23 protein-coding genes are annotated in these 26,162 nt (G+C 44.7%); 13 read left to right on the plus strand and 10 right to left on the minus strand.

Annotated features, from left to right (window positions below):
- The first annotated feature begins 97 nt into the window (after nucleotides 1-97).
- Nucleotides 98-949 (plus strand): DUF3298 and DUF4163 domain-containing protein, encoded by an 852-nt coding sequence (locus GV030_RS17455; protein ID WP_159584647.1) that lies wholly within the window; start codon nucleotides 98-100, stop codon nucleotides 947-949.
- On the opposite strand, the gene GV030_RS17460 is transcribed toward GV030_RS17455, so the two are convergent.
- From GV030_RS17460 to GV030_RS17495, 8 genes are all read right to left on the minus strand, one after another.
- Nucleotides 946-2,634: an AMP-binding protein gene (locus GV030_RS17460; RefSeq protein ID WP_159584648.1), complete on the minus strand. Its 1,689-nt coding sequence runs from the start codon at nucleotides 2,632-2,634 to the stop codon at nucleotides 946-948. The two genes, GV030_RS17455 and GV030_RS17460, sit on opposite strands and share 4 nt — an antisense overlap.
- A gap of 208 nt (nucleotides 2,635-2,842) precedes the next feature.
- On the minus strand, nucleotides 2,843-3,445 hold the full coding sequence (locus tag GV030_RS17465) for a bifunctional 2-polyprenyl-6-hydroxyphenol methylase/3-demethylubiquinol 3-O-methyltransferase UbiG (RefSeq protein WP_159584649.1): 603 nt from the start codon (nucleotides 3,443-3,445) through the stop codon (nucleotides 2,843-2,845).
- A 347-nt stretch (nucleotides 3,446-3,792) separates the two neighbouring features.
- The gene (locus GV030_RS17470; protein ID WP_255465528.1) at nucleotides 3,793-4,689 is read right to left on the minus strand and encodes a sugar phosphate isomerase/epimerase; all 897 of its coding nucleotides are present in this window, start codon (nucleotides 4,687-4,689) and stop codon (nucleotides 3,793-3,795) included.
- Between the two features lie 360 nt (nucleotides 4,690-5,049).
- On the minus strand, nucleotides 5,050-5,862 hold the full coding sequence (locus GV030_RS17475; RefSeq protein ID WP_159584650.1) for a nucleotidyltransferase domain-containing protein: 813 nt from the start codon (nucleotides 5,860-5,862) through the stop codon (nucleotides 5,050-5,052).
- A 3-nt stretch (nucleotides 5,863-5,865) separates the two neighbouring features.
- Complete coding sequence (locus GV030_RS17480) at nucleotides 5,866-6,387, minus strand: SLATT domain-containing protein (protein WP_159584651.1); 522 nt, start codon at nucleotides 6,385-6,387, stop codon at nucleotides 5,866-5,868.
- A 146-nt stretch (nucleotides 6,388-6,533) separates the two neighbouring features.
- On the minus strand, nucleotides 6,534-7,427 hold the full coding sequence (locus GV030_RS17485) for a hypothetical protein (RefSeq protein ID WP_159584652.1): 894 nt from the start codon (nucleotides 7,425-7,427) through the stop codon (nucleotides 6,534-6,536).
- A 467-nt stretch (nucleotides 7,428-7,894) separates the two neighbouring features.
- Nucleotides 7,895-8,188, minus strand: coding sequence for a HigA family addiction module antitoxin (locus GV030_RS17490; protein WP_159584653.1), 294 nt, complete (start codon nucleotides 8,186-8,188; stop codon nucleotides 7,895-7,897).
- A 343-nt stretch (nucleotides 8,189-8,531) separates the two neighbouring features.
- On the minus strand, nucleotides 8,532-9,251 hold the full coding sequence (locus GV030_RS17495) for an RDD family protein (RefSeq protein WP_159584654.1): 720 nt from the start codon (nucleotides 9,249-9,251) through the stop codon (nucleotides 8,532-8,534).
- Nucleotides 9,252-12,308: 3,057 nt separating this feature from the next.
- Between GV030_RS17495 and GV030_RS17500 the strand changes: the two genes are divergently transcribed.
- From GV030_RS17500 to GV030_RS17535, 8 genes are all read left to right on the plus strand, one after another.
- On the plus strand, nucleotides 12,309-12,770 hold the full coding sequence (locus GV030_RS17500; protein WP_159584655.1) for an Lrp/AsnC ligand binding domain-containing protein: 462 nt from the start codon (nucleotides 12,309-12,311) through the stop codon (nucleotides 12,768-12,770).
- A gap of 139 nt (nucleotides 12,771-12,909) precedes the next feature.
- Nucleotides 12,910-14,355, plus strand: a complete 1,446-nt coding sequence (gene sufB / locus GV030_RS17505; RefSeq protein WP_159584656.1) for a Fe-S cluster assembly protein SufB — start codon at nucleotides 12,910-12,912, stop codon at nucleotides 14,353-14,355.
- A gap of 17 nt (nucleotides 14,356-14,372) precedes the next feature.
- Complete coding sequence (sufC, locus tag GV030_RS17510) at nucleotides 14,373-15,128, plus strand: Fe-S cluster assembly ATPase SufC (protein ID WP_159584657.1); 756 nt, start codon at nucleotides 14,373-14,375, stop codon at nucleotides 15,126-15,128.
- A 14-nt stretch (nucleotides 15,129-15,142) separates the two neighbouring features.
- Complete coding sequence (sufD, locus tag GV030_RS17515) at nucleotides 15,143-16,456, plus strand: Fe-S cluster assembly protein SufD (protein ID WP_159584658.1); 1,314 nt, start codon at nucleotides 15,143-15,145, stop codon at nucleotides 16,454-16,456.
- A gap of 1 nt (nucleotide 16,457) precedes the next feature.
- Complete coding sequence (locus GV030_RS17520; protein WP_159584659.1) at nucleotides 16,458-17,693, plus strand: aminotransferase class V-fold PLP-dependent enzyme; 1,236 nt, start codon at nucleotides 16,458-16,460, stop codon at nucleotides 17,691-17,693.
- Nucleotides 17,690-18,127: a SufE family protein gene (locus GV030_RS17525; RefSeq protein WP_159584660.1), complete on the plus strand. Its 438-nt coding sequence runs from the start codon at nucleotides 17,690-17,692 to the stop codon at nucleotides 18,125-18,127. The genes GV030_RS17520 and GV030_RS17525 overlap by 4 nt, the downstream gene beginning before the upstream one ends.
- A gap of 2 nt (nucleotides 18,128-18,129) precedes the next feature.
- Nucleotides 18,130-18,465 carry an iron-sulfur cluster assembly protein gene (locus GV030_RS17530; protein ID WP_159584661.1) on the plus strand — a complete coding sequence of 112 codons (336 nt, stop codon included), beginning with the start codon at nucleotides 18,130-18,132 and terminating at the stop codon, nucleotides 18,463-18,465.
- Nucleotides 18,466-18,510: 45 nt separating this feature from the next.
- Entirely contained in the window at nucleotides 18,511-18,927 is a 417-nt protein-coding gene (locus GV030_RS17535; protein ID WP_159584662.1) for a BrxA/BrxB family bacilliredoxin, read from the plus strand.
- A 341-nt stretch (nucleotides 18,928-19,268) separates the two neighbouring features.
- On the opposite strand, the gene GV030_RS17540 is transcribed toward GV030_RS17535, so the two are convergent.
- Nucleotides 19,269-19,868, minus strand: a complete 600-nt coding sequence (locus GV030_RS17540) for a porin family protein (RefSeq protein ID WP_159584663.1) — start codon at nucleotides 19,866-19,868, stop codon at nucleotides 19,269-19,271.
- A 146-nt stretch (nucleotides 19,869-20,014) separates the two neighbouring features.
- On the opposite strand from GV030_RS17540, the gene GV030_RS17545 reads away from it, so the two are divergent.
- Together GV030_RS17545 and GV030_RS17550 are read left to right on the plus strand one after the other, a co-directional pair.
- Nucleotides 20,015-20,347, plus strand: a complete 333-nt coding sequence (locus GV030_RS17545; RefSeq protein WP_159584664.1) for a PadR family transcriptional regulator — start codon at nucleotides 20,015-20,017, stop codon at nucleotides 20,345-20,347.
- Nucleotides 20,347-23,034, plus strand: coding sequence for an ABC transporter permease (locus tag GV030_RS17550; protein WP_159584665.1), 2,688 nt, complete (start codon nucleotides 20,347-20,349; stop codon nucleotides 23,032-23,034). Before GV030_RS17545 ends, GV030_RS17550 begins: the two co-directional genes overlap by 1 nt.
- Before the next feature lie 222 nt (nucleotides 23,035-23,256).
- Here GV030_RS17550 and GV030_RS17555 read toward each other — a convergent pair whose 3' ends face one another.
- Complete coding sequence (locus tag GV030_RS17555; protein ID WP_159584666.1) at nucleotides 23,257-24,585, minus strand: sugar porter family MFS transporter; 1,329 nt, start codon at nucleotides 24,583-24,585, stop codon at nucleotides 23,257-23,259.
- A 62-nt stretch (nucleotides 24,586-24,647) separates the two neighbouring features.
- Here GV030_RS17555 and GV030_RS17560 point away from each other — a divergent pair, with 62 nt between their 5' ends.
- Together GV030_RS17560 and GV030_RS17565 are read left to right on the plus strand one after the other, a co-directional pair.
- Entirely contained in the window at nucleotides 24,648-25,538 is an 891-nt protein-coding gene (locus GV030_RS17560; protein ID WP_159584667.1) for an ROK family protein, read from the plus strand.
- Between the two features lie 30 nt (nucleotides 25,539-25,568).
- Complete coding sequence (locus GV030_RS17565; RefSeq protein ID WP_159584668.1) at nucleotides 25,569-26,153, plus strand: hypothetical protein; 585 nt, start codon at nucleotides 25,569-25,571, stop codon at nucleotides 26,151-26,153.
- Nucleotides 26,154-26,162 lie beyond the last annotated feature (9 nt).

A 26,162-nucleotide genomic window follows, 5' to 3' on the forward strand; every position in this document is an offset into this window, starting at 1 on the left:
AAGAAATTGTAAGACGATTATTACATGTGGAAACTATTCACAAAATTTAAGCGGTGATATAGCTTGTATATTCTGTTACTTAATGGTTACAAAACAAATGAAAATTTACTTCCTGCCCGAATTTTATAGTTCAATCCTCCCAAAAACACGTTCAATTTCCCTATTTGCACTTTTACTGGGGAGTATCGTTGCTTGTGATACCACCAAAAAACAAACCGAAACCCCTGCTGAAGTGACGGAATATAAGCCAGTCAGCTACGACTTTGAAATACAGACTGTGCAGAAGAAAAGTGCAAACTGTGCGCCTGAAGCTTGTTCTGAGGTGAGCATCAGTTACCCGGTGTTTGCAGCCGGGCATGACACGCATGCCTCTATCAACTCGCTGCTGACTGAGGAAATCAACCGCACACTGAGTGACTACATCATGGAAGCAGAGGGTACAGAAGACACCGACGAGTTGTGCAAAATGTTCATCGCCAGCTATCAGGACTTCAAGGAGAATTTCCCGGAGAGCATCACGCCCTGGTACATCCGTCTGGAAGTGGCCGTGGGTAAAACAGATCGCAATTTCATTTCGCTGGTGATCAATCATGCCAGCTACACTGGTGGTGTTCACCCCAATTCGTCCGTTTCCTATCTGAATATTGCCGCCGACGGGGAAAAAATAGAAGAGCTTCGCTACTTTGTCAACAGTACCTCCAAGCTGCAGGATCTGGCCGAAAAGGAATTCAGAAAACAATACAACATAGCCCCCGAAGAGCAATTATCTGACAAGGGCTTCCTGTTCGACAATGATCAGTTCAGCCTCAGCGAAGATTTTGGGGTGAGCAAATCGGGGATCGTGTTTTATTACAATGCGGACGAAATCTCCTCCAATGCGCAAAGTCCCATCATCCTCACCATTCCGTTCAAAGACCTGACCGGGCTGTACAAACACAAAATGCCTTAATCGTAGGTATTTACCTTGGCATCTTCCTCTTTGATGACCCGGCGCAAAATCTTACCAACGTTGGATTTTGGAAGCTCTGAGGTGAAAGACACATGCTTGGGACACTTATAGCCCGTGAGGTTTTCCTTACAAAACGCTTTGATTTCTTCTTCGGTAAGACTGCCATCTTTCTTTACGATCACGGCCTTTACAGCCTCCGTAGATTTGGCATCCGGCACGCCGATCACCCCTACTTCCAGCACCTTCGGATGTGAAGCGATGGCGTCCTCTACCTCGTTGGGGAATACATTGAATCCTGATACCAGGATCATTTCCTTCTTTCTGTCTACGATCCGGAAATAACCATCAGGGTCCATGGTGGCAATATCGCCGGTCTTGAAATAGCCGTTGATGAAGCACTTCTCGGTTTCCTCAGGTTTGTTCCAATACCCCAAAAACACCTGTGGGCCTTTGGTACACAGTTCGCCCTTTTCTCCCGGTCCTACCTCTTTACCTTCTTCGTCCAGCAGCAGCACGTCCGTTTCTGGCAGCGGCAGTCCGATGGTGCCTACCCGGTTGCCCTCTCCCATTGGGTTGATACACAGTCCCGGTGATGTCTCGGTGAGTCCATACGCCTCGGCTATTTTCTTGCCGGTGGTTTGCTCCCACTTGTCAAAAACCGCTCGCTGCAGAGCCATGCCTCCGGCCAGGGCTACTTTGATGGTGCTGTGGTCCAGCTCGCTGAATCCCGGAGTATTCAGAAGTCCGTTGAAAAGGGTATTCACGCCTGTGATGAGGCTAAACGGGTGCTTTTTCAGCTCCTTCACAAATCCCTTCATATCCCGTGGATTCGTGATCAGGATGTTCTTAGCCCCCAGCTTTGCCGGCAGCAGTGCGTGGGCATTGAGCGCGAAAATATGGTAAAGCGGAAGTGCCGCTATGAAAATTTCTTCACCTTCCACCAGGTTGGTTTCGGCCAGCCACGCCTCGATCTGTTGCAGGTTGGCAATCAGGTTTCTATGAGTGAGCATGGCACCTTTGGATACTCCGGTGGTACCACCAGTATACTGCAGAAACGCAAGGTCTTCAGGGTTGATTTTTGGAGCCACAAACGAATGAGCACTCCCTTGTTTGAGGGCCTCATTGAAAGTGACTGCAGTGGGTAGCTGGTAGGCAGGCACCATCTTTTTGATGCGCTTTACCACAAAGTTGATCAGTGCACCTTTCAGACCACCCAACAAATCGCCGAGCTGCGTGACAATGACATGTTCTATTTGGGTGTCCTTCAAAATAGCTTCCAGGTTGTAGGCAAAATTGGCCAGGATCACAATGGCCTTGGCTCCCGAGTCTACAAACTGATGCTTCATCTCTGAAGCGGTATAAAGCGGATTGGTATTCACCACGGTAAGCCCCGCCTTCAGGGCTCCATACATGGCTATGGGGTTTTGCAGCACATTGGGCAACTGAATGGCGATCTTGTCCCCAGGCTGTAGTTTCAGTACATTCTGAAGGTAGGAGGCAAACTGGTCACTGAGCACACCCAGCTCCTCAAAAGTGATCTGTTTACCCATATTCTCATAGGCAGGCTTGCTTCCGTACTTACTTCTCGATTCGACAAAAAGCTCCGGTAGAGAGCTGTATTTATCCGCATCTATGGTTTGGGGAACTCCTTTGGGGTAACTAGATAACCAGGGTTTGTCGCTCATTTTTTGATAAATTTTGATTGATTAATCAAATCATTTTGGCTAAAGATAATTAGTGTATCCCAATCCGGAAATAAATTGTAATTATTAAAAAACAGAATGCGGGCATTGGTCGCTCCCCGAATCCCGGGATAACCTGATGAAAAGGCGGGAATCTAAAAACGTAATGGGGGGATGCTATCAACAGATCGAACCCTCATCTAGGCAGTGATTAGCTTTTCCGGCATTTGATCATATAAAACGGATAATTTTCATTCACCTCAGAAATCTCAAACAATCCCGATGCACCAAATTCCTCCTCTACAGTCTCTTCATTGTAGAAGAACATTTTCACTCCTCCGAACATTTCAAACCGGTCCTTGCCTATGCGGGTCCCTTGGCCATAGGTCTGTGCTTCTCGCGTGATGACCGTAAACACCATCACACCATGGTCTGAGAGTTGGTCATAGCAATCCCGGATTAGTTTGAGCCTTTCATGCTGATCCAATAGGTGAATTAATGCGTAACAAAAAATTCCATCATACAAGTGGTCATCGAAAGGCATATCTGTGACCGAACCATGAAAGATTATCAGGTCATTCCCGAAGTGGCTTTTAGCCATATCAATCGCGGTTTGGGAAATTTCAATCCCTGTCACAGACATGCCATTCTGCATGAAAATTTTGGCATTTCTTCCGTATCCAATCCCTGGAATGAGTACACTTTTCACACCCTGTTCCACAAAGAGATCATTGGTCAAAATGCTGGATTTAGCTGGCTCCAAACCCCACATCTCGCGCTTGTCTTTAAAGGACTCTTCCCAAAACTCAGCCATTTACCTTCAGATTAAACACAAACTTTGTCCTTTAGGACTTCACAGTTAAATCCTAATTGTGCGAGTGTGGTGGTCACTTCGACCGGGTGTAGGAGATCACCTGCTCCCCTCAAAATGGTATGCCCACAAGGGTAAGGCTTAGTTGTTTCATTCAGGTCCACATGAAATCTCCATTGGGGAAAATGATTATTCAGGTGCCCAATAACCTGCTCCGATTGTTTGCTGGTTTGGATGTCGGTAATAAAGACGTGTATCATATGCTGCCTGGGTAACGATGAGGTAGCAATTTTGCGTATTTGCAACAATATTGCAAGTGATAACAGCAATTTTAGCGCAAACCCTTCAACTCAGAGGTATTGTTGCAAATGCTCTTTAAAGTAATCAGCACTGTCAGCTACACTTTTCATGGGGCTGTGCGCGTAGTTTCCGCCCTGCTCCAGGAAGTAGAACTCCAGTCCGGATTCGACAGGGTCCGGGAGGATCTCCACATAGTCGATGGCACCATTGCCGAGCTCAGTGTAATCCCTGGTCACTTTATCCATGTCCTTGATGTGCCACATGACATACCGCCCCGGCTGCTGACTCACTAACTCCTTGGGCGTGTAAGGCGAAGAGTGCATGACCCAATACATATCCATCTGCAGTTTCACCAGTGAAGGATCCGTTTCCTTCAAAATGACATCAAAGCCATTTTCGCCATTGTGGTCGATGAATTCAAAACCATGATTGTGATAGGCAAAGCCAAGGCCTCCGCTGGTTACCTGCTCCCCTATCACATTGAGCTTTTCAGACATCAGCTTATAATTATCCATGGTCCGCTGCTCTGGTGCTATCCAGGGCCAGGTGATGTATTTCATATCCAGAGCACGAGCGCCTTCTAAACACTGATCAACAAATCGCTTTAAGTCATCTTCGGGCTGATGAAGGTAGGCAGAAAACCCATAATGCCCACTGGAGGCTGTGATCTCCAGGTCATCCAGTATTTTTTTGAACTCAGAGGATTGGTATCCATAAAAAGTGCCTTTTTCACTATCAAACCCAAACGTCTCAAAATCCTCATAACCCATGGCCTTTGCCGCTTTCAAAGTGCCAATGGTATCGCTGGTCATGTCTTTGTGGACGGTGTAGAGCTGGAGTCCCATCTTGTATTGAGGGCCCTTATGGCTGGAAAAAGCCGAGATGGGTAAAAATGCTGCCGATCCAAGGAGGGCTGTTTTCTCTATAAAATCTCTTCTATTCATCATTTCAAGGTTTGAAAGTGGTGATCATTCGGTTAATCATTCAACAGAACTATTACTTGCCTGTCTTCCAGCTAGTAACAGCCATGCTAAAATTCCTAACTGGGCACGTTTGGTTGGTTTCATAGGGCTGAGATTAATCATTGGCTTGACGGATTTGGAATGCTTCCACTAGTATTTCACACCCACCTGCCACTGGCTTAATCGTCGTAAAATAGTGAAATGTGCTGCGCCCGGCAAGGGAGTGGGCTCAAAGTATCCGAAACGAACCAGGCGGCTGGATGATTTTAACTCTTTGTACAAGCCTATCGATCCTATTTAGATGTAGGAGGGGTTGGGTAAGAGCTACGTTTGTTGTATGCCGTTCTAAGCATATGGAAGTACCCTGTGCAGCCAGCTTTTAGCTGAATTTATATCGTATCTAGCTAAACAGTTTTTCACGTTCTCAATGTTGTACCTTAGGCTATTAATCTTGTCTTGTTTGGTTTGAGGGTCACGCCATGAACTTGGTAGTGAGTTAACGGCATAAAAGAAGCCACTTTCAATATTGTCACCACTAAAGTTCATGTCAGTTATTGCTAATTCAAGCTCATATGAATCAAAGGGGTAACCTTTTGTTGAGTTCCAAGCCTTCAAGAGTCTTATTATTGGTTTTACAATTTGATTGAATCGGGTATTCGCATCTGTAAGTCTAGTTTTAACATCAGACGGATCAGTAGATTGCCAACCATATGATTTATCCGGAATATAGATATTTGATGATGACCAGCCCCACGTCTCCTCTTTGGCAGGAACCAGATCAAAGTGAATATTTCCTAACCTAATTGTTACAGTAGGAAAAGATTTAACCACGTCTGAACCATATCGACTTTTATAATTGTTATCCGCAAATGTCTTTAACCAATTTCTATATGTTTCAGGAGTACGTTCATATTCCGTATGGTTAAAAATAACCATCACATCAATGTCTGAATTGGAGTCAACAGATCTCGGTAAGATTGTGTCTCGATCGTAAGACCCAAAAACAAATGACCTTTTGATCCTATATCCCAATGCTGAATTTAAATTATTCAAAAGATTGGTTTTCGACGTGTTAATCTTAGCTATTTCGTCAGAGCTCTTTTTTAGGTAGTATGAGTAAGACAGATCCTTTAAATAGGTGGTTATAGAAGCGGACATCAATTATAAGTTTAATTCATTTTCAGTATATGATTCTTCACCAGCTTCAATTCCTGCTTTTGCAAGTTTATAGTCCTTGTCACTAGTTGGTAAAGACTCTGCTTCCTTATTTATTTCTTCGATTTCATGAGCAATTTTTTCCAACCTGTCGATCAATTCGCTCTCAGAAACTGCATTATCTGCAAAGTAACCCAAGAGGCGATCACATTTTTTCATTATAGCGAGATATCTATTGCCAATTCGTCTATGACCTTCAACTTTCTTTTGGAAATTAAAATATGTCTGGAATCCAACTAATAGGGCAGAAACAAATGAGAGGACTAATGGGAAATACTTTATCCAACCAGCAATTCCATCTGTCAAAGCATAGAATAGTATTGAACCGGTTATTACATTAATTACTATAAGTGGTACACCAATTCTATAATGAATTGATTGATTGCGGTCTGCCGCATTAAAATGTTTTTTCTTCCCATACAGGGCATCAACCTTTATTCTCCTTACTTTTTCAGTGGTGTTCTGCATAACAGTTATGGCATACAACAACCGACTAACAACCACCAATGGCTATTACTCGCCTGTAACGCTACCAAATGTAGTAGATTTCCAATCTCAAACAAACCATTGTTAGCCATGTGGGGTTCGGAAAGATCAAAACCCCACCCACTCCGCTAAAAGACGAACAGAAAGCCATAGTTAAATTGTAATTCCATATCATCATATTTAATCAGCGGGTTGTCGAGGTATTTCTTTATTGGCTGATTGATCTGGGTATAGACGGCCATATGCTCGAAGTTAATCCTTGTCCCTATTTGCAAATAGGCGGTTTGATATTGCGTGATATTTGTCAGATAAAAGCCTTCCAATTCAATATCTACATCCTGTATGTTAAATCGCTCCACACTCAATTTTAAATCGAAGTACGTTCTTGCCCCAATGCCGGAGAAATGAAACTTGCCGGCTACCCTGCTTTCCAAATTATTGACCGTAAACAAGCTCGAATGAGCGGTTTTGAAAAGCAACTGGTTATGACCGTACTTTAATTCAACATAAGGCACGAAAATGTCCCTGACAGGTGAACGATCATAGATCCAATACCTCTTAGGATAGAGTTTACTTATTACCCATTTGTGCATGTAATATTTTTGACCTGCAGCACCTATCGTGAGTTTATTGCCCTGGATGTAGTACAGCCCCCCGGCACCGGAAAAGAAAAATGACTGGTCTCCGAATTTATTGTTGTCAATGGCTATTTGTAGACTGTTTAATTCGGTGAACAGTATATCTCTGGGCTCGGCCGTCTCTATATTTAAGGCAGAGTACTCTGTGCTTTCAAGGATAATCCTGAAATTATATAGGGTGTGTTTTTTTAGCAGGTGGGCTGACAGGTGCAATGAGTGTGTTTCGCCAAGATCATCTCCGGTGTGAAGCCAATTCGAAATTTCTCCGGCATTGTCATTCTTAACTCTTACTTCGAAGTGATTGTCTGTGATCTGTCCGAGTGCCTCTGAAATAATCAATAAGCACAGCATGAGTGAAATACCAAATGGTCTGATTTTTTGCATTCTGTACCCTAATATTATGTCACAATCAGCCAAAATGTGTTTTTCCGAGTTTGACAAGATTCGATAAAACTAATGAATGTGCTGCGCCCGGCAAGGGAGTGGGCTCAAAGTATCCAAGGTGGCAGTGTGTTCAGAAGATAAAAGCTACGAATTGAGCCTGGTAGAAAGCAGAGAGATTTCTCAGTGGCAGATTCACCTGTAATGCTACCAAATCCAGCCAATTTGAAATCCTAAACAAAGCATTCTTGGCTATCGGGGTGCCCTCAAGCCGGGCAGGCTGTCACTTTTCCTTGATGAAAAGTAACCAAAAATCATGACAGAATGATCACTTCCGACCCTATCCGATCATGATCGGGGCCCTCGCACGCCCGGAATTCTGTCGGGCCGTCCCGCCTGGCAGTTGAGGTTTGGGTTGAAATGACCGATCATGTTTAGATTTTGGAGGGGTTGTGCTGCAGCTACGTCTGTTAGGCTGTCGTCACTTTCTCTATTGTTTCGAATTCTTCCGTTTTAGTTCCAATTGCCTCTTCTATGTCATAGTCGTCTTGAAGACCTAACCAGAATTTAGGAGTTGTTCCAAAATACTTGCTTAACCGTAGAGCTGTATCTGCCGTTACTCTTCGATTCTTTTTAAGAATTTCGCTCACTCGCGTTTGTGGAATATGTAAATCTTTAGATAATCGATAGGCAGAAATCGCCATCGGCTTTAAAAATTCTTCTAATAAAACCTCTCCAGGATGTACGTTCGGTAGCTTCTCCATACGCTTTAAAATTTTTCAGTGATAATCAATAATTTCAACTTCGTTAACCCCTGGCTGTCAACCGTTCACTACCAAATCTTAGCAGATTTTCTATCCTGATCAAACCATTGCCGGCTATAGGGGTGCCCTCAAGCCGGGCAGGCTGTTACTTTTCCTTGATGAAAAGTAACCAAAAATCATGACAGAATGATCACTTCCTACCCTATCCGATCATGATCGGGGCCATCGCACACCCGGAATTCTGTCGGGCCGTCCCGCCTGGGAGTTGAGGTTTGGGTTGAAATGACCGATCATGTTTTAGGTTTTGGAAGGGTTGTTCAATTGCTACGTTTGTTGTAAGCTTTTAACTCGTTCGAACTACCACAGTTCTGGCGATTAAGTCATGCACTGCTCTTGACTTGTCGTTGAAAAGCATCGAAAAGATCTCCAAAATTGTCCATAGAAGATTTAGTAAGCCTATGAAAAACATTGGGGCAAGAGTTACAAAGTCGGCTTGTAGTTCATAACCTTCATTCCCATAGAATATGATAAACGAGTAAGCATAAAGTAATATCATTAGAGCAACAGGCACACTATCTCTTATGAATGCTTGGTTGAGGTCGATTTCGTCCTCGTTATCAAAATCCACCACTTTCACACCCATTGCCATTTTTCCGAGAGTGTGTCCATAATGGCCATGAAGAAATATTGAATAGATATATGGTGCAAAGCTGTTTAGCAAGTTACCAATGATAACAATTACTCCAATGTTAGAACCGGTTATATAGCTCAGTAGAAATCCAATCGGCCACATCACAAAACCGTCAATGATAGCAGCAAAAAATCTAAGCCAAAAGGTTTGATATCGTTGACCCGATAATTTACTGGCCTTTTTGCGTTCTTGTTCCTCAGCTAGTTGGTTAGCATGGTTTCTTTGTTCATCCGTTGCTTCGTTTCGTCGTTCTAGTTCCCAAATTGCCGCGAGTTTGGCTTCCTTTTCATAACCTCCTTCGTTAATGACTTTGAGTAGTTCGTCAGTTGATTTCTTCTCAAACTTGTCGGAGAAGATGTTCCGTTTGTCCATTGGCTGTAATTGATTCTTACCCAGATATGGCGCTGTGGCCTCTGAGCTTAATTAATTGCGATAAAAGTAGCTTATCTGTCGGTGTTCACAAAGTATCAGATATGCACTGCGCCATGCAGGTAAAAAACTCCCACGAGCAGAAGAGGGTAGAAAGCACATCAGATTCTTGGCGGCATATAAGCGGGATGTTTGGCAATCTCATAGCGGATGACTAAGTAAGGCCATGCGCCATGATCGTTTGTTAGAGTGCTTTTAGCAAACTGTTGAATTCCTTCAATCTCACAGACTTCCTCTCTACAGTAATTCGGAGCTGCTTTTCATATCTTGGAAAGTCGAAGAGCATAGTTGAAACAGGCCTCCTACTATTCGATGTAAGAATTAATATTCCATATTGACCCCACGGTGTTCTAGGGTTATTGAAATGGAAATACATTGCATGTGTTTCTGTTGAATTAGGAAAAATTTCGGATTCCTTGTCGTTAATCAGCTCGAATTGACTCCAATTATCATTAAAGTTAATAGAGCTGTGTTTATTAATTTCAAGCAGTCTCAATCGCATCCGCAACCCAATCCAAGCAGGCAACAAACATATTAATCCCGTAAAGAGTAATAGTGTCATAGAAACCATGTTTCCAGTTCCCATTAAAAACATTGATATAATCATGGCTCCCGGTAAGCCAAGAATTAACAGGTATAACAGTTGGTCAATTTGATTGAGAAAGTAGGTGTTGAACGTCTTTTGATTTTTTGTTCGAATAAGCCCAAGCACGGAAATGAAATAAGCTATCAAAGCTAATATCCAACAAATGAACAGAAATAATGGAATGGTTTTCATGGTGTATCCAATGCACTCTAACAACCGACTAACAACCACCAATGGCCATTACTCGCCTGTAGCGCTACCAAATGTAGCAGATTTCAAATCTCAAACAAACCATTGTTAGCTATACAGGTAGGCACCTATCGGGGATCAAGCAGACAGACCGGGTGCAATAAATAAGGGATCCAACCCGGAATCCCATGACTCACGCCTGGTGATAAATGAAAATCCGAAAAAAGAGAAATAATTGGAGGGGTAAAAGAAGAAAAAGGGGGTCAAGCAATATTTAGTGTGGGGAACTCTATATAGTTATATTTTTTAAAGCCGATTAATGGACTGTGAATTTAGAAAAGTAGGAACGTTCAGGCGGGCGGGGCATCCAAGCCTTGCCCGGCCGGGACAAGTGTGAATCATTTTGACTACAATAAAATTCCCAAAAAAAGGCTCAAATAGGATTAGTCAAAATGATTTTTTGTGTGCGACCGGCCAGGTTGGTGCCTTTCTGTAGGACAACCAATTGTTTTCTTTGCCTTCGCGGCCCGGGGCAAGCAAAGAAAATGAAGGGTAAGTAGCCAATCAGTTGGATTGAGTCATATGAGATATCAGATTACGGATCACTATCCACCTTTCACACAATCTCCCCACAAGTTTATTGCTTGATCCGGAATCAAACCCGGAACCCTATGACTCACGCCTAGTGATAAAAGAAAATCCGAAAAAAGAGAAATAATTGGAGGGGTAAAAGAAGAAAAAGGTTGCGCGACGCGTAGCCCGGGGCGCGTAGCCCGGGGCACGTAGTCCGGGGCGCGCAGCCTGGCATCCTGCCACGACCGCATACAGGTGGGTATAAAAAGAAAAAGGTCGTGGCACCCCTACCACGACCAGATTCAAATAAACAACATTAACCCAAAAATGGCTGTAGGAGAAGGATTCGAACCTCCACAGAGCGGTTAGCCCCGACTATTCACGATAACTTACCTAAATAGGTTATCGTGAAAGAAACCGGAATTTATCCCTTATCTCCACCCCCGAGACAGGAGGGCATGTCTGCCAATTTCATCACCCTACAGTGAGTTGCATCGGCGTCTCCGATGCGTTTTGATTTTTCAAAATTAGTACATCCATTGATTTATTAAAATAATTTCAACTCTTTTAGTTAAAATTTACACATCAAATCAAATGAGTGTCTATTTATTAACAAAATGATAATTGAAGTGCGTTTGAAGCACCAAAATTAGATTTCATCTAATCAAATTTAGATTTTTTCAATTCATTATTTGGCAAAACATCAATGATATTCTATAAAATTTTAATGAACGAGCCTAAAACCAAATTCAATGAGCACATAATTGGACGTAAACAGAGGTTTTAGCCTACATACTGATTCACTTAAAGACAGAAAAAGGAATGGCGATAGCGGGGCATGAACCTGCCTGACCTGGATCTGGCCGATGATGGATGTGCCACTCTCCTCGATTTGGCTTTGGTGATCTGACCATTTCAGGTTCCTTCACGGATTTCTGGATTGATCCGGATCAAGCAATATTTGTGCGGGCTATCACTAAATGGTTATATTTTACGAAACCGAATTAATTCACTGTGAATTCAGAAAAGTTAGGACGCAAAGGAGGGTGGGGGCATCCAAGGCAAGTGTGAATCATTTTGACTCTAATAAAATTCCTAAAAAATGCTCAAATATGATGAGTCAAAATGATTTTTTGCGTTGGTGCCTTTTCTTTTGCTTCGTTTTCTTTGGGCATGCAAAGAAAATGAAGGGTAAATGGCCAATCAACTAGATTGAGGTATATAAGGTATCAGATTACTACTTCATCATCCACCTTTAATGCAATCTCCCTACAGGAATTCCGCTTGATCCCAGAACTGGCATCCTGCCACGACCGGAAGGCCTTAAAAAAGAAAATGGCCGCGGCACCCCTACCACGACCAAATTCAATAAACAACATTAACCCAAAAATGATGGCTATAGGAGAAGGATTCGAACCTCCACAAGGCCTATTTTAGAATAATCGTTTGACTATTTCTAAAAACACAAGGCTTTGTTCCTTAATAATTATTTCCTACAGTATGAGCTTTGGCATTTCCAAAACCAGTTTGATAGTTCAAAAGTAATAGAACAGATATAATATTAAAAATATTTTAATAAATTTGCTCTATATTTAGATACTGTTTAAAATTGCATATCTATTATTGAATAATTAGAAACGAGCACAGTTACGATGAGCAAGAATTACGAAATTGACAATGTGGACCTCAAAATCCTCAATCTATTGATGGAGGACGCGAAAATACCCTATACTGAGGTAGCTAAAAAGGTCTTTGTTTCAGGAGGTACCGTGCATGTCCGCATGAAGAAACTGGAAGAGATGGGAGTCGTAAAAGGAACCACTCTTCAGATGGATTACTCAAAGCTTGGATATGACGTCACCTGCTTCATGGGTATCTACCTGCAAAAATCATCTTTATATGATAGCGTAGTAGAGCAACTCAAAGACATCCCTGAAATTGTGAAAGTTCACTACACCACGGGTAATTACAACATCTTTATTAAGATTCACTGCCGGGACACTAAACACCTCAAGGATGTTCTTCACGACAAAATCCAGAAGGTAGATGGTATAGAGCGTACTGAAACGTTCATTTCTCTGGAAGAAAGTCTGAACAGACACCTACTGTTCTAAATAAAGAACAACATTCCCAAGTGCTGTAGGTCTTTAAGTTCGATTCTTATTTAGAATAAATATAAATAAGTGTTTACTTTGTAAAACTTCCGAGGCTTTTGGGAGTTAAGCAAGTAATACAAGGAATCGAATAATCTTTATGAGTAAAGACGACCAAATCTTAGAAGAATTTACCTCAAGAGAATATGAGCATGGATGGCATGTGGACTTTGAGGCAGACGAGGCGCCTCTGGGTATCAATGAGGATATTGTAAGATTTATTTCAGCCAAGAAATCGGAGCCCCAGTGGCTACTAGACTGGAGACTGAAGGCCTACAAGCGGTGGACAGAAATGGAAGAACCACGATGGCCCAATGTCAAATACCCCGCTATTGGCTACCAGGACATCAAATACTACTCCGCTCCCAAGCAGGACAAGAAAGCCAAAAGTCTGGACGAGATAGACCCTGAGTTGCTCAAAACTTTTGAGCGATTGGGAATCTCCCTCAATGAGCAAAAAAGGCTCACCGGGGTAGCTGTAGATGCCGTGATCGATTCTGTATCGGTGGCCACCACCTTCAAAGAGACCCTTTCCGAACGTGGCATTATCTTTTGCTCCTTCAGTGAAGCAGTGCAGGAGCACCCTGAGCTCATCAAAAAATATTTGGGATCAGTAGTTCCAGCCGCCGATAATTACTTCGCTGCCCTGAACTCTGCGGTCTTTTCAGACGGATCCTTTTGCTATATCCCACAGGGTGTCAGATGCCCTATGGAACTTTCCACCTACTTCCGCATCAATGCTGCCAATACTGGCCAGTTTGAACGAACACTCATCGTTGCTGAAGAAGGCTCCTATGTATCCTATCTGGAAGGCTGTACGGCCCCTCAGCGTGATGAAAATCAGCTGCATGCCGCGGTAGTGGAGATATACGCTGCCAAAGATGCTGAAGTAAAGTACTCCACGGTACAAAACTGGTATCCGGGAGATAAAAATGGAAAAGGCGGGATTTACAACTTTGTAACCAAACGTGGCATTTGTGCCGGCGACAACTCCAAAATCAGCTGGACACAGGTAGAAACAGGCTCTGCGGTCACCTGGAAGTACCCTTCATGTATTCTAAAGGGCGACAACTCTCAGGGCGAATTCTATTCTGTGGCAGTCACCAATAATCACCAGCAGGCAGATACAGGCACCAAAATGATCCACATTGGTAAAAACACCAAGTCGAGGATCGTGTCCAAAGGTATCTCTGCCGGAAAATCGCAGAATAGCTACCGCGGACAGGTACACATCATGAAGCGCGCTGAAGGTGCACGAAACTTCTCTCAGTGCGATTCGCTACTTATGGGAGACAAGTGTGGTGCACATACCTTCCCATACATAGATGTGGAAAACAGCTCTGCTCAAGTGGAGCATGAGGCTACCACCTCCAAGATCGGTGAAGACCAGATCTTCTACTGCCAGCAGCGTGGCATTGATGAAGAAAGCGCCGTGGCCCTGATCGTCAATGGATTTGCCAAAGAAGTCATGAATAAGCTTCCCATGGAATTTGCCGTGGAAGCTCAAAAATTGTTGGCCCTCACACTTGAGGGAAGTGTCGGATAAGAAAATACCATTTATAAATGCTTAAAATTAATAACCTACAGGCCTCCATAGAAGGCAAGCAGATTCTCAAAGGAATCAACCTGGAAGTAAAAGCCGGAGAAATACATGCCATCATGGGTCCAAACGGATCGGGCAAAAGTACCCTCGCTTCAGTGCTGGCAGGAAGAGAAGAATATGAAGTAGATGGTGGCACCGTGGAATATCTGGGCAAAGACCTGCTGGACCTGGCCCCTGAAGAGCGTGCCAGAGCGGGCATCTTTTTGGCCTTTCAGTACCCGGTAGAAATACCCGGTGTATCTACCACCAACTTCCTCAAGACTGCCGTCAATCAGGTGCGTGAAGCGCGTGGGCTCAAGGCCATGGATGCCGTTTCGTTTCTGAAAGAGATGAAGGAAAAAATGAAACTGGTAGATATCGACCAGGCATTATTGAGCAGATCACTGAATGAAGGTTTCTCAGGAGGTGAGAAAAAAAGAAACGAAATTTTCCAAATGGCCATGCTGGAGCCTAAGCTTTCCATTTTGGACGAAACAGACTCCGGTCTGGACATTGACGCACTTAAAATAGTAGCAGATGGAGTAAATAAACTCAGATCTGCCGATACGGCAAGCATCGTAGTAACTCACTACCAGCGTCTTCTGGACTACATCGTGCCTGATTTTGTACACGTACTCTACCAGGGGCGCATCGTGAAATCGGGAGACAAAACCCTGGCCTACGAATTGGAAGAAAAGGGATACGATTGGATCAAAGAAGAAGTAGCTGCAGTATAAAAGCGCATTAAATCATGAGTGAAGTTTTGAGTATAGAGCAGACCATTTCAGAGCAGTTTCAGCAATGGGCCGGACAGCATTTTGCAGACGAGAGCCCACTAAAAGCACTTAAGACAAGTGCTTTGGAGCAGTTTTCTACTTTGGGCCTGCCAGCACCAAAAAGCGAAGCATATAAGTACACCCCTATCAGCAGGATACTGGGCAAGCAATTCGACTTTGCGGCGGAGACTACTCCTGCCAGCTTCTCAAAGGCCGATTGTCAATCTCAATTCTACCAGATAGCGGATGCCAATCACCTGGTCTTTGTCAATGGCCTGTTCAATGAAGAATATTCGACCATCGTGAGTCCGTCGAGCGACCTCACCATTCGGGTATTGGATGATCAGGCACTGAAGGAGCATAGCGATATCCCACAGTTGCTGGGAAAAATATCACACATCGAAACGGATGCATTTGCCTTGCTCAATCTTGCTTTTTTCAACCAGGGGATCTACCTGAAAGCTGCCAAAAACAAGGACAACAAAGACACCTTCATCTACCACTTCATAGATGGTACAGCCAAGGACGCCATTGTCTACCCAAGAATTCTGGTAAGCAGTGAAACCGGTTCGCGACTCAATATCTTTGAAAAGACCTTTATCCGGGGAGAGCAAAACACGCTCAATGTATCCATTTTTGAAGCAGATGTGCAGGCCAATGCGGAACTGAGGTATACCAAAATTCAGAATTACCTTACAGGTACCTATGCGGTAGAGGGCATTTACGCCACTCAAAAGAAAGACTCCAGGTTTTATACCAATACCTTCAGCTTCAAAGCTGCGCTGATTAGAAATAACATCTACATCAACGTGGATGCAGAAAACTGCGAAGCTCACATGAATGGTCTTTATCAGCTCGGAGGGAAAACCCATGTGGACAATAACACTTCCGTGGATCACCTGAAGCCCAATTGTTTCAGCAATGAGCTCTACAAGGGTATATTGGATGAAAACTCCCGTGGCGTCTTCAATGGTAAAATCTACGTAAGGCCGGAGGCTCAAAAGACCAATGCCTTTCAGTCCAATAATAACATCCTCCTGTCTGATACAGCCACGGTGAACACTAAGCCACAGCTGGAAATATGGGCAGACGATGTAAAATGCTCACACGGATGCACCACCGGGCAGCTGGATGAAGAAGCCATCTTTTACCTAAGGTCCAGAGGGATCAACAAGAAGCGGGCAAAAGCGCTGATGCTCAATGCCTTTGCCAATGAGACCCTCCAGGAAGTGAAAAACGACCTGGTTACCGCCGAAATAGAAGACATTATCACCAACAAGCTTGGATAAAATGAGCGTTGATACCAGCATATCCGTCGATGAAATCAGAAAAGAGTTTCCCGTTCTCCACCAACAGGTCAATGGTAAACCCCTGATCTATTTTGACAATGCGGCTACTTCTCAGACACCCGAGTGCGTCACCAATGCATTGATTCATTATTATCAGAATGACAATGCCAACATACACCGGGGGATCCATACACTAGCAGAAAGAGCAACTACCGCTTTTGAAGAAACCCGAAAAGCTGCGCAACGATTTATCAATGCCGGAGAAGCAGAAGAAATCATCTTCACCAAAGGTACCACCGAAGGAATCAACCTGGTGGCACAGGCCTACGGCAGGAAATTTTTGAAAGCCGGAGACGAAATCATCATCTCAGGCATGGAGCATCACTCCAACATTGTGCCCTGGCAGCTCCTTTGTGAGCAAACAGGCGCCAAGCTGAAAGTGATACCCGTACAGCCCAGTGGTGAAATCCTGCTGGAGGACTTTGATCGGTTGCTGACAGACAAAACAAAGCTTGTCTCAGTGGTCTACATCAGCAACTCGCTGGGTACCGTGAATCCGGTGGCCGAAATCATCGCCAAAGCCCATGCTGCAGGAGCAGTAACTATGATAGATGGCGCACAAGCCGCACCACATCATCAAATTGATGTGCAGGCACTGGACTGTGATTTTCTGGCCTTTTCCGGGCACAAAATGTACGGCCCTACTGGTGTAGGAGTGCTGTATGGCAAACGTGTACTTTTGGAGCGCATGGACCCTTATCAGGGTGGTGGCGAGATGATCCGGGAGGTGACTTTCGAAAAGACCACCTACAACGATATTCCCTATAAGTTTGAAGCAGGGACTCCCAATATCGCCGATGTGGTGGCCTTCAAAGCTGCCATAGAATTCATTGAAGGTATTGGGTTCGAATTTCTACATCAGCAGGAAATGGCCCTCCTGCAAAGAGGAAAGGAGCGGCTGTATAGCATCGATGGTTTCACACCCATAGGCACTGCCGCCCACAAAACCAGTGTAATCTCCTTTCTGATTGATGGAGTGCACCCATTTGACCTGGGAATGCTCCTGGATGCTCGTGGAATCGCCGTGAGAACGGGACATCACTGCACCCAGCCTCTCATGGATCATTTTCAGATAGAAGGAACCGTACGCGCTTCCTTTGCTGTTTACAACACCGTAGAAGAGATTGACACCTTTGCTGAGGCCCTCAGCGAGATTGTAAAGAAATTCAGGTCATGAGTATAGCAGAGAAAGAACAGGAAATAGTGGAGGAATTTTCCATGCTCGATGGAGACATGGAAATGACCATCAACTACATCATGGAACTCGGCGAGCGACTACCCGAAATGCCTGCGGACAAGAAAAATGATGACCACATCGTCAAAGGCTGCCAAAGCAAGGTGTGGTTGGCGGCCACGGCCAATGAAGCAGGCCAGGTCATCTTTCAGGCAGATAGCAATACTGCGGTCACCAAAGGGTTGGTGAGCCTGCTGGTAAGGGTTCTCTCTGAAGAGGCTCCCGAAGCTATCCTGAATACCGAAATCACTTTTCCCCAGCAAATTGGGATGAACAGATTTATAGGAACACAACGATCTAATGGCTTTGGGGCTATGATCAAACAAATGAAACTTTATGCCCTTGCTTTAAGTTCTAAAACTCAAACCGACGCATAGCGATGGAAGACAACAAAACACAAATAGCCGACGATCTGAGCCTGAAGGAATCAGTGGTGAGAGCCATCAAAGAGGTATATGATCCGGAAATACCGGTGGACGTATATGAGTTGGGGTTGATTTATGAAATCAATATTTTCCCGATCAATAACATCCATGTACTCATGACCCTGACCTCTCCGGCGTGTCCCTCTGCCGAGGAGATTCCGGGTGAAATAGAAAGACAAATCAAGGCGCTGCCGGAAGTGAACGATGTGACTGTGGAGGTCACTTTTGATCCTCCCTACACTACCGAAATGATGTCTGAGACCGCCAAATTGGAGCTCGGCTTCATGTAATACCTGACTGAAAATTTTAAAAACTGATTATAAAACAAAAACGATATGTATCCTGAACAACTTGTAGCTCCAATGCGTACCGAACTCACACATGTAGGGTTCGAGGAGTTGAAAACTGCAGAGGCAGTAGACAGCCTCATGAAAGATCACAAAGGAACTTCCCTGATCGTGATCAACTCTGTATGTGGATGTGCTGCTGGCACAGCCAGACCAGGTGTGACCACCGCCCTCAATCTGAGTGCAAAGAAGCCTGATCATCTGGCTACTGTATTTGCCGGTGTGGACATGGAAGCCACTGCCAAAGTAAGAGAATATACCATGCCTTTCCCTCCATCTTCACCGGCAGTAGCCCTTTTCAAAGATGGTGAGCTTGTGCACTTTGTAGAAAGACATCACATAGAAGGAAGGTCTGCAGAAATGATCGCCAACCACCTGGTGGAGGTTTTCAAGGAGTTCTGTTAATCACCTCTTTTAAAAAAAATCGAAAAGGCCTGCTCAGAAAATTCTGAGCAGGCCTTTTTTTTAGGACCCTTCCCACCAAACCGGAAGATCTGGTGTCGATGGAAATGAAGATAAGGGTTTGCCCTTCTTCAACCGTTTTAGAGTTACCTAACAAAACGCACCGTTGACAAATCGTACAAAAACCTTACTGATCCTGATCGGCATTTTACTGGCCATTACACTCCTATTGACCATCAGTAGTGACCAATTTTCCTTTCCTCTGAATTCTGATAATCACTCGATAAATAAAAAAAGCCACTCCGGTAGCTACTGGAGTGGCTTTCCTTTCAAGAAGTCTGAGATCAGCTCCCTACTTTGAATAACCTGAATCCCAGCGAAAGCTGGAAGGTTCTGTTTTTAGCTTCTTCGCTCCCACTGTCTATATCAGTCAGACCCAAAATGTACCTTGCCGTGAAATTCACTCCAAATGGTGCATCCCATCCAGCACCAAATGCGGCACTGATGTCAGCGTTTTTATAACTGTCCTTGCTGATGGATGTAGTACCCCCGTTGCCATCAGAGATCTTACCATCAGTAGACAGCAGCACTCCAAACTGAGGACCCACCTGTATGTTCAGTCCGGCAACGGCATACAGTTTCAACATCACCGGGATATCCAGATAAGTATACTCCTGCTTGAAGTCACCTGATATGTCATCAAAAGAAACCTGAGTACCTCGGGTAGAATAAAGCAGCTCTGGCTGAATACCAATATTCGCCACCTTGACTAAGGCGTAAGCCCCTCCATGATACCCGGTAGCACTTTCGTAGGTAGCCTGGGCATCTTCCCTGTTAATGTTCGCAAGATTCAGGCCTCCCTTAAGTCCCAATTCTACTTTGGCTTGTCCATAACTCACTATGGTGGCCAGTACGAGGATAGCTGATAAAAAAATCTTTCTCATGGTCAAAATGTGTTTGTTGTTTGTATAAAGTAAAGCTTTTCCGAGCGTACCCCCAAGAAAGTATAAAATACTCTTTGGGGTTTAACCTTTCTATATAAACTACGTATAGGAATTTAATATTTTATATACAGATAGGAATAAAAAGAATGAAAGACCTTCAACTCGGTGAATTTGAGGAAATTGTACTACTCACGGTGGCCATTCTCTTCGGGGATGCATACGGCGTGACTCTGAAAGCCGAAATAGAATCCAGGCTAAATAGAAAAGTGAGCATAGGCGCCTTACAGAGCGCCTTGCGCAGAATGGAAGAGAAAGGCTATTTGAATTCGGAATTTGGGGAAGCCACCGCCATGAGAGGCGGTAAACGTAAGCGTTTCTTTACCGTCACTGATCTGGGGAAAAAAGCACTGGCTGTTAGCCGGGATACACGCAATCAGCTCTGGGATGCCATCCCCGATGTGGCCTTTAAAATAGTTTAATGGAAGACCTCAATATCCAACCACCCAGAGGTGCCAACCGGCTGCTGGCCTTTTTCTGTAAGACAGAATACCTGGAGGATATTCAGGGTGATCTGGAAGAAGAATACATCCTAAAACATCAAAAAGGCCCCTTAAAAGCACTCCTCTGGTACTACTGGCAGGTCATCAGGCTTTTTCGTCCGGGCCTCACCAAGTCATCAAAAATCAATCACCTCATACCAACCAACGGATCCATGTTTAGAAATCACCTCATTGTCGCCATTCGAAACCTTTGGAAATACAAGTCAGGCACCGCCATTAATATCATTGGGCTTTCCACAGGTATTTGCGCTTTCATCCTGATCGCCCTGTTTATCCAAGATGAACTCAGCTATGATCAACATCATGTGCATGCTGATAATACCTATCGACTGACAGTCAAAAACATTGACAAAAACGGGGAGCTGAGCAGGCATTGGGCCTTTGCATCCGCCGGGCACGCCCAGCGGCTCAAAGCAGACTACCCCGAAATCACCCACGCTACCCGATTCTATGCCTGGGCATTCCCGGACATTCAAATCGGAGATAAGGTCTTTCCTTCCGAGCAGGTCGTCTTCGCAGATAAGGACGTCTTTGAGGTGTTCACCTTCCCGTTCATCCTGGGCAATGCAGAATCAGCCTTTCGGGAGATCAAATCCATCGTACTGACCGAACAAAGCGCCATCAGGCTCTTTGGTAATGACTGGCGCAATGATGACATCCTGGGAAAGACCATTCAGATCACCCGGGACGCGACCAAAGCTTCCTTTGTGGTATCCGGAGTGATGGAAGATATGCCCGAAAACCAACATTTTCACTTTGAGTACCTCGCTCCCATAGAGTTTCTGGAGCCTGTTTTTGGAGAAGGGATGAACAACGTGACTGGCAACTACAACTGGCTCACTTACCTCAGGCTACAAGAGGGTACCGATCCACGCCGCATCGAACAATACAAAGACGACTTTTTTGATAAGTATGTGGGCCTGTTTGAAAATGGAATTCCAGCCAAAAAAGCCTACGATTTTGAGCTCCAGCCCCTGCTCAGCATCCATCTCAACTCTCATCTGGAGGGTGAAATTGAAAGCAATGGCAGCTTGCAACAAGTGTACATCTTTGGTACTGTAGGCATCCTGCTGCTGGTAGTTGCCTGCATCAATTATATGAACCTGGCGACCTCACATTTTTCCAGAAGGACCAAAGAAGTAGGTGTACGAAAAGCCATCGGAGCACATAAATCATCCCTCATTCAGCAATTTCTCACTGAGTCGCTCATGGTCAATCTCCTGTCCTTTCCGGTGGCCATAATGCTCACCTGGCTGGCGTTGCCATATCTCAATGATTTCATGGAAAAACAGCTGACATTCAACATGCTGGAAAATAGAGAACTTCTCCTGGGACTTATCCTGCTCCTCGTAATGGTTGCCATCATTTCCGGATCCTATCCAGCCCTTTTTCTTTCCAGAATAAATCTGATACAGGCCCTGAAAGGCGAGGCAGCCATCAACAGCAACAAATGGAATTTCAGAAGTTGGCTCATCACCTTTCAGTATGCCGTCACCATAGGCTTGCTCTTCACACTGGCAGTGATCGAGGGTCAGATGAAGTTCATTCAAAACTCAGACCCTGGCTACCGCAAAGACCAGATCCTACACTTGTCCATGAGCAGAAACATCCGCAACCTGGATGTTTTCAAAAATGAGCTCCTGAGTCATCCAGCCATTCACAAAGCCACCTACGCCTCGCGAGTACCCACGGGCCGCTTGGCCGATAATTGGAATTCTGCCTTTTTCAATGACCAGACCGCCGTGGAAACCACCTTCAGGCTGCCCTTTATTCTGGCAGACGAGGATTTCCTGGAAACCTTTGAGATCGAACTGGTGGCGGGCAAAAACTTTACCGCTGCCATGGAGATGAGTACGGACTCAGTGGGCTATTACCTTGTGAACAGGGCAGCAGCCAAAGCACTGGGATTTGATGATCCGGAAGATATCGTAGGTCGTAAGCTCTCCTATGGCAATTATGATGATCATACCTACAAAGCCGGCAGAATCCTGGGAGTCACCGAAGATTTTCATTTCGAATCGTTACACAGTGAAATCACCCCCATGGTGATCCTCAAAGGTGATTGGAATATGCGTACGATCTGCATGCAAATCTCTCCGGGAGATGTGCAAAGTGCATTGGCCCATGTAGAAGAAACCTGGACCAAATTTGATCCGATCAATAGTCCCGAGTATCAGTTTATGGATGATCTTTTTGACCAGCAGTACCAGGCCGAAGAGCGGCTGAGCACCATGATCAAAGTATTCACGGTCATTGCAGTGCTAATAGGATGTCTCGGACTTATCGGGATGGTAGGCTTTATTATTGACACCCGCTATAAGGAAATCGGAATCAGAAAAGTACTCGGAGCTTCTGTATTCAGCATCATCTCCATGATTGGGCAGCGGTTTCTTATCCTTATCGGAATAGGTTGTTTGGTGGCCCTTCCCACCTCTTACTTCTTTATTTCGGGGTGGCTGGATGGATTTGTGTATCACATTAACATTGGGCTGCTGCTGGTCATCTTACCCGCTGTAGCCACACTGGTACTCACTCTGGCTACCATTAGTTATCAGACACTCAAAGCATCACTCATCAATCCGGTGGAATGTCTCAAGGATGAATAAATAAAAAAACGCCCCTCCTCAGGGGCGTTCTTTGGAAATCTTCTATAAACTCAGTTACTATCTAACCCAGGGTATAAACGATATCCAACCTAAATTCAAAACGTAAGTAAATATCACCCGATTCGAATTTGGTTCAAACTATTACTCGGTGACTAACCTGAATAACTCGATGAACAAGACTGAAGAGCGGTTAAAGTCGTTCTGACCTTTTGGGGTACTCCTCTACTCCTTCACCAACCGCTTCTGTAGTTCCTCCAGCGAAACACCCTTGGTCTCCGGCATCAGGAATATCACAAATAGTAACTGCAACACCATAAACCCTGCAAAGAAGATAAAGACCATCCAGGGCTCAAATGTATTGATGAGCACCGCGCCAAAGAGGGTGATCAACGCCGCAAATACCCAATGGGTACCACAACCCCACGCCTGACCAAAAGCTCTGACCCTATTCGGGAAAATCTCTGAGATAAACACCCAGATCACTGCTCCCTGGCCTATCGCATGGGAGGCAATAAACATCAGTATGAAGCCCAACTTAAAATTGGCACTGGCCCCCGCATAGAAGCCATATGCCACCATGAGCAAGCTCATAATATAACCCACAGAACCTATGTACATCAGCTGCTTTCGGCCTGCTCTGTCGATCAGGTACATCCCCAGAATGGTAAACACCAGATTGACCCCACCTATAGAAATAGAGCTGAGCAGAGAGTCTGAGGAAGCAAAGCCTGCCTTCTCCAGGATTTCAGGAGCATAATAAAGGATAAAATTGATCCCGGAGAGTTGATTGAAAAATGCAATCAGAAAAGCCAGCATCAATGGGATGCTGTAGCGTTTGGAAAACACTCCGCCCTGAATAGATTCCGAGGCCTTTCCATCTTTCTCAATTTCCGCGATCAGCGCCAATGCCTCCTCCTCAGTATTGGTTTTTCTAAGCACCTCCAGGGCCGCATCGTGATCTTTCTGATGGAGAATTAGCCACCTAGGGCTTTTGGGAACACCCATGATCAGCAAGATATAGGCCAGCGCCGGGATGGCTTCTACGCCCATCATCCATCGCCAGTCATTGATACCATCGAAGCCCTTCAGCAGATAATTAGAGATAAAGGCAATGAGTATCCCAAATACTATGTTGAACTGATACAAAGCCACCATCTGCCCTCTGCTCTTGGCCGGAGCTATCTCTGAAGTATAAGTGGGTGCGGTGACTGATGAAGCACCTACCCCTAGTCCACCAATAAACCTGAAAAATGAAAATAAATAAGGGTCTGTAGCCAGCGCCGAACCCAAGGCTGAAATAAAATAGAGGATCCCTATCCAAAACAGTGTGGTCTTCCGTCCATATTTATCAGTAGGGATACCACCTGCGAGGGCTCCTATCACTGTTCCCCACAGGGCCATCGACATGATAAAAGTACCATGAAACCAATCTGAGGTATTCCATAGTTGTTTGATGGGCAGGTTGGCACCGGAAATCACGACCGTGTCAAAGCCGAACAGAAACCCGGCCATGGCCACCACTATTGAATAATAAAGAATTCGTCTATTCATGAATGATATTTTTCGGTTAATTTAGGCACATTTAGATACTATCATTAAAAAATTCGTAATATATGCTTTGGGGAATTGACCTGGGAGGCACCAAAATAGAGGGTGTTGTGTTGAATGAATCACATGAAGTACTGGCAAGAGAGCGTGTGCCCACTGAGGCCGTAAAGGGATTAGAGCACATCATCGGTCAGATTACCAAACTTTTAGACATTTTGGCTGAGCAGGTTGGGGAGCGCCCCACTAAACTAGGGATAGGCACACCTGGTTCGGTAGATCCGCAAACCGGTCTTTTAAAGAACAGTAATACCCAGGCGATCAATAATCAGCCGTTTCTTCAATTGCTTCAGGAAGCATTGAACATTCCCATCAACATTGCCAATGATGCCAACTGCTTTGCTTTGGCAGAAACCGAAATGGGTGCAGTGCATGAGCAATACCCTGAAGCTAAAGTCATCTTTGGTGTAATCATGGGTACCGGAACAGGTGGCGGCATTGTCATCAATGGAAAAGTACTCAACGGCCGGCAGGGAATTGGTGGTGAATGGGGTCACACCTTTCTGGATCTGAGTGGTGGCGATTGCTACTGTGGGGATAAAGGCTGTGCAGAACGGATTCTGGCAGGCCCCTCACTGGAACGCTATTATTTCGAGCAGTCCGGCAACAAAAGACCTCTGAAGGATATCTATGCCGACTATAAAGCAGGCATCGACCCGATCGCTCAAAAAACCATCGATCGCCTCATACACTTTTTTGGATTGGGGCTTTCCAATGTGGTGAATGTGCTGGATCCGGATGTCATTGTGATCGGCGGTGGAGTTTCAAACCTTGATGTACTATTCAATGAAGCGGTGGACTCCCTCAAAAAGCACGTTTTTAACCCATCGTTCAATACTCCCATTATCAAACCGAAACTAGGAGATAGTGCCGGAGTATTTGGTGCAGCTCTGCTGTAGGGCCAGGATAGAACGCAACCAAAACCTGATATGAAAAAGTACTTTGCTGATGGTCTGCTTATCGTATTCAGTGTGCTATTCGCACTCCTCATCAATAAACTATACACTGATTATCAGACGAATCAGAAGAAAGAGTTTGCGCTCAGGAGTATCAAACAAGAGCTAGAACAAAACCTGGCCATTGTACAAACCTGGAAAGAAAGGCACTCGGCCATCAGGGACAAGCTCAGTGAAGTGAACGAGGGTAAAAACGACACTTTGAAGCAGCAGTTGCGACAGTATCCGTTTTTCAACTTTGGAGTACTCACCAATGGCCAAAGCCTGATCAACGAAATCATGATCAATACCGCCTGGGAGACCTCAAAGACCACTGGCATTATCTCTGAGTTTGATTTCAAAACGACCGAAAAGCTCACATACGTTTACCTCATGCAGGAGGTAATCACAGACAGAACCATCACCAACATCCTGGATTTATACTTTGATATGGAAACTCACAAAATCGAAAATCTGGACCCTGTTCTGATCCAGTTTGAACTACGTTTTGGGGAATTGGCAGGCCAGGAGTATTTGCTGGAACACCTCTATGAGGACGCCATTTCACAACTAAACTGACCTCCGATG

The sequence above is a fragment of the Marinoscillum sp. 108 genome, assembly GCF_902506655.1.
GTDB lineage: Bacteria > Bacteroidota > Bacteroidia > Cytophagales > Cyclobacteriaceae > Marinoscillum > Marinoscillum luteum.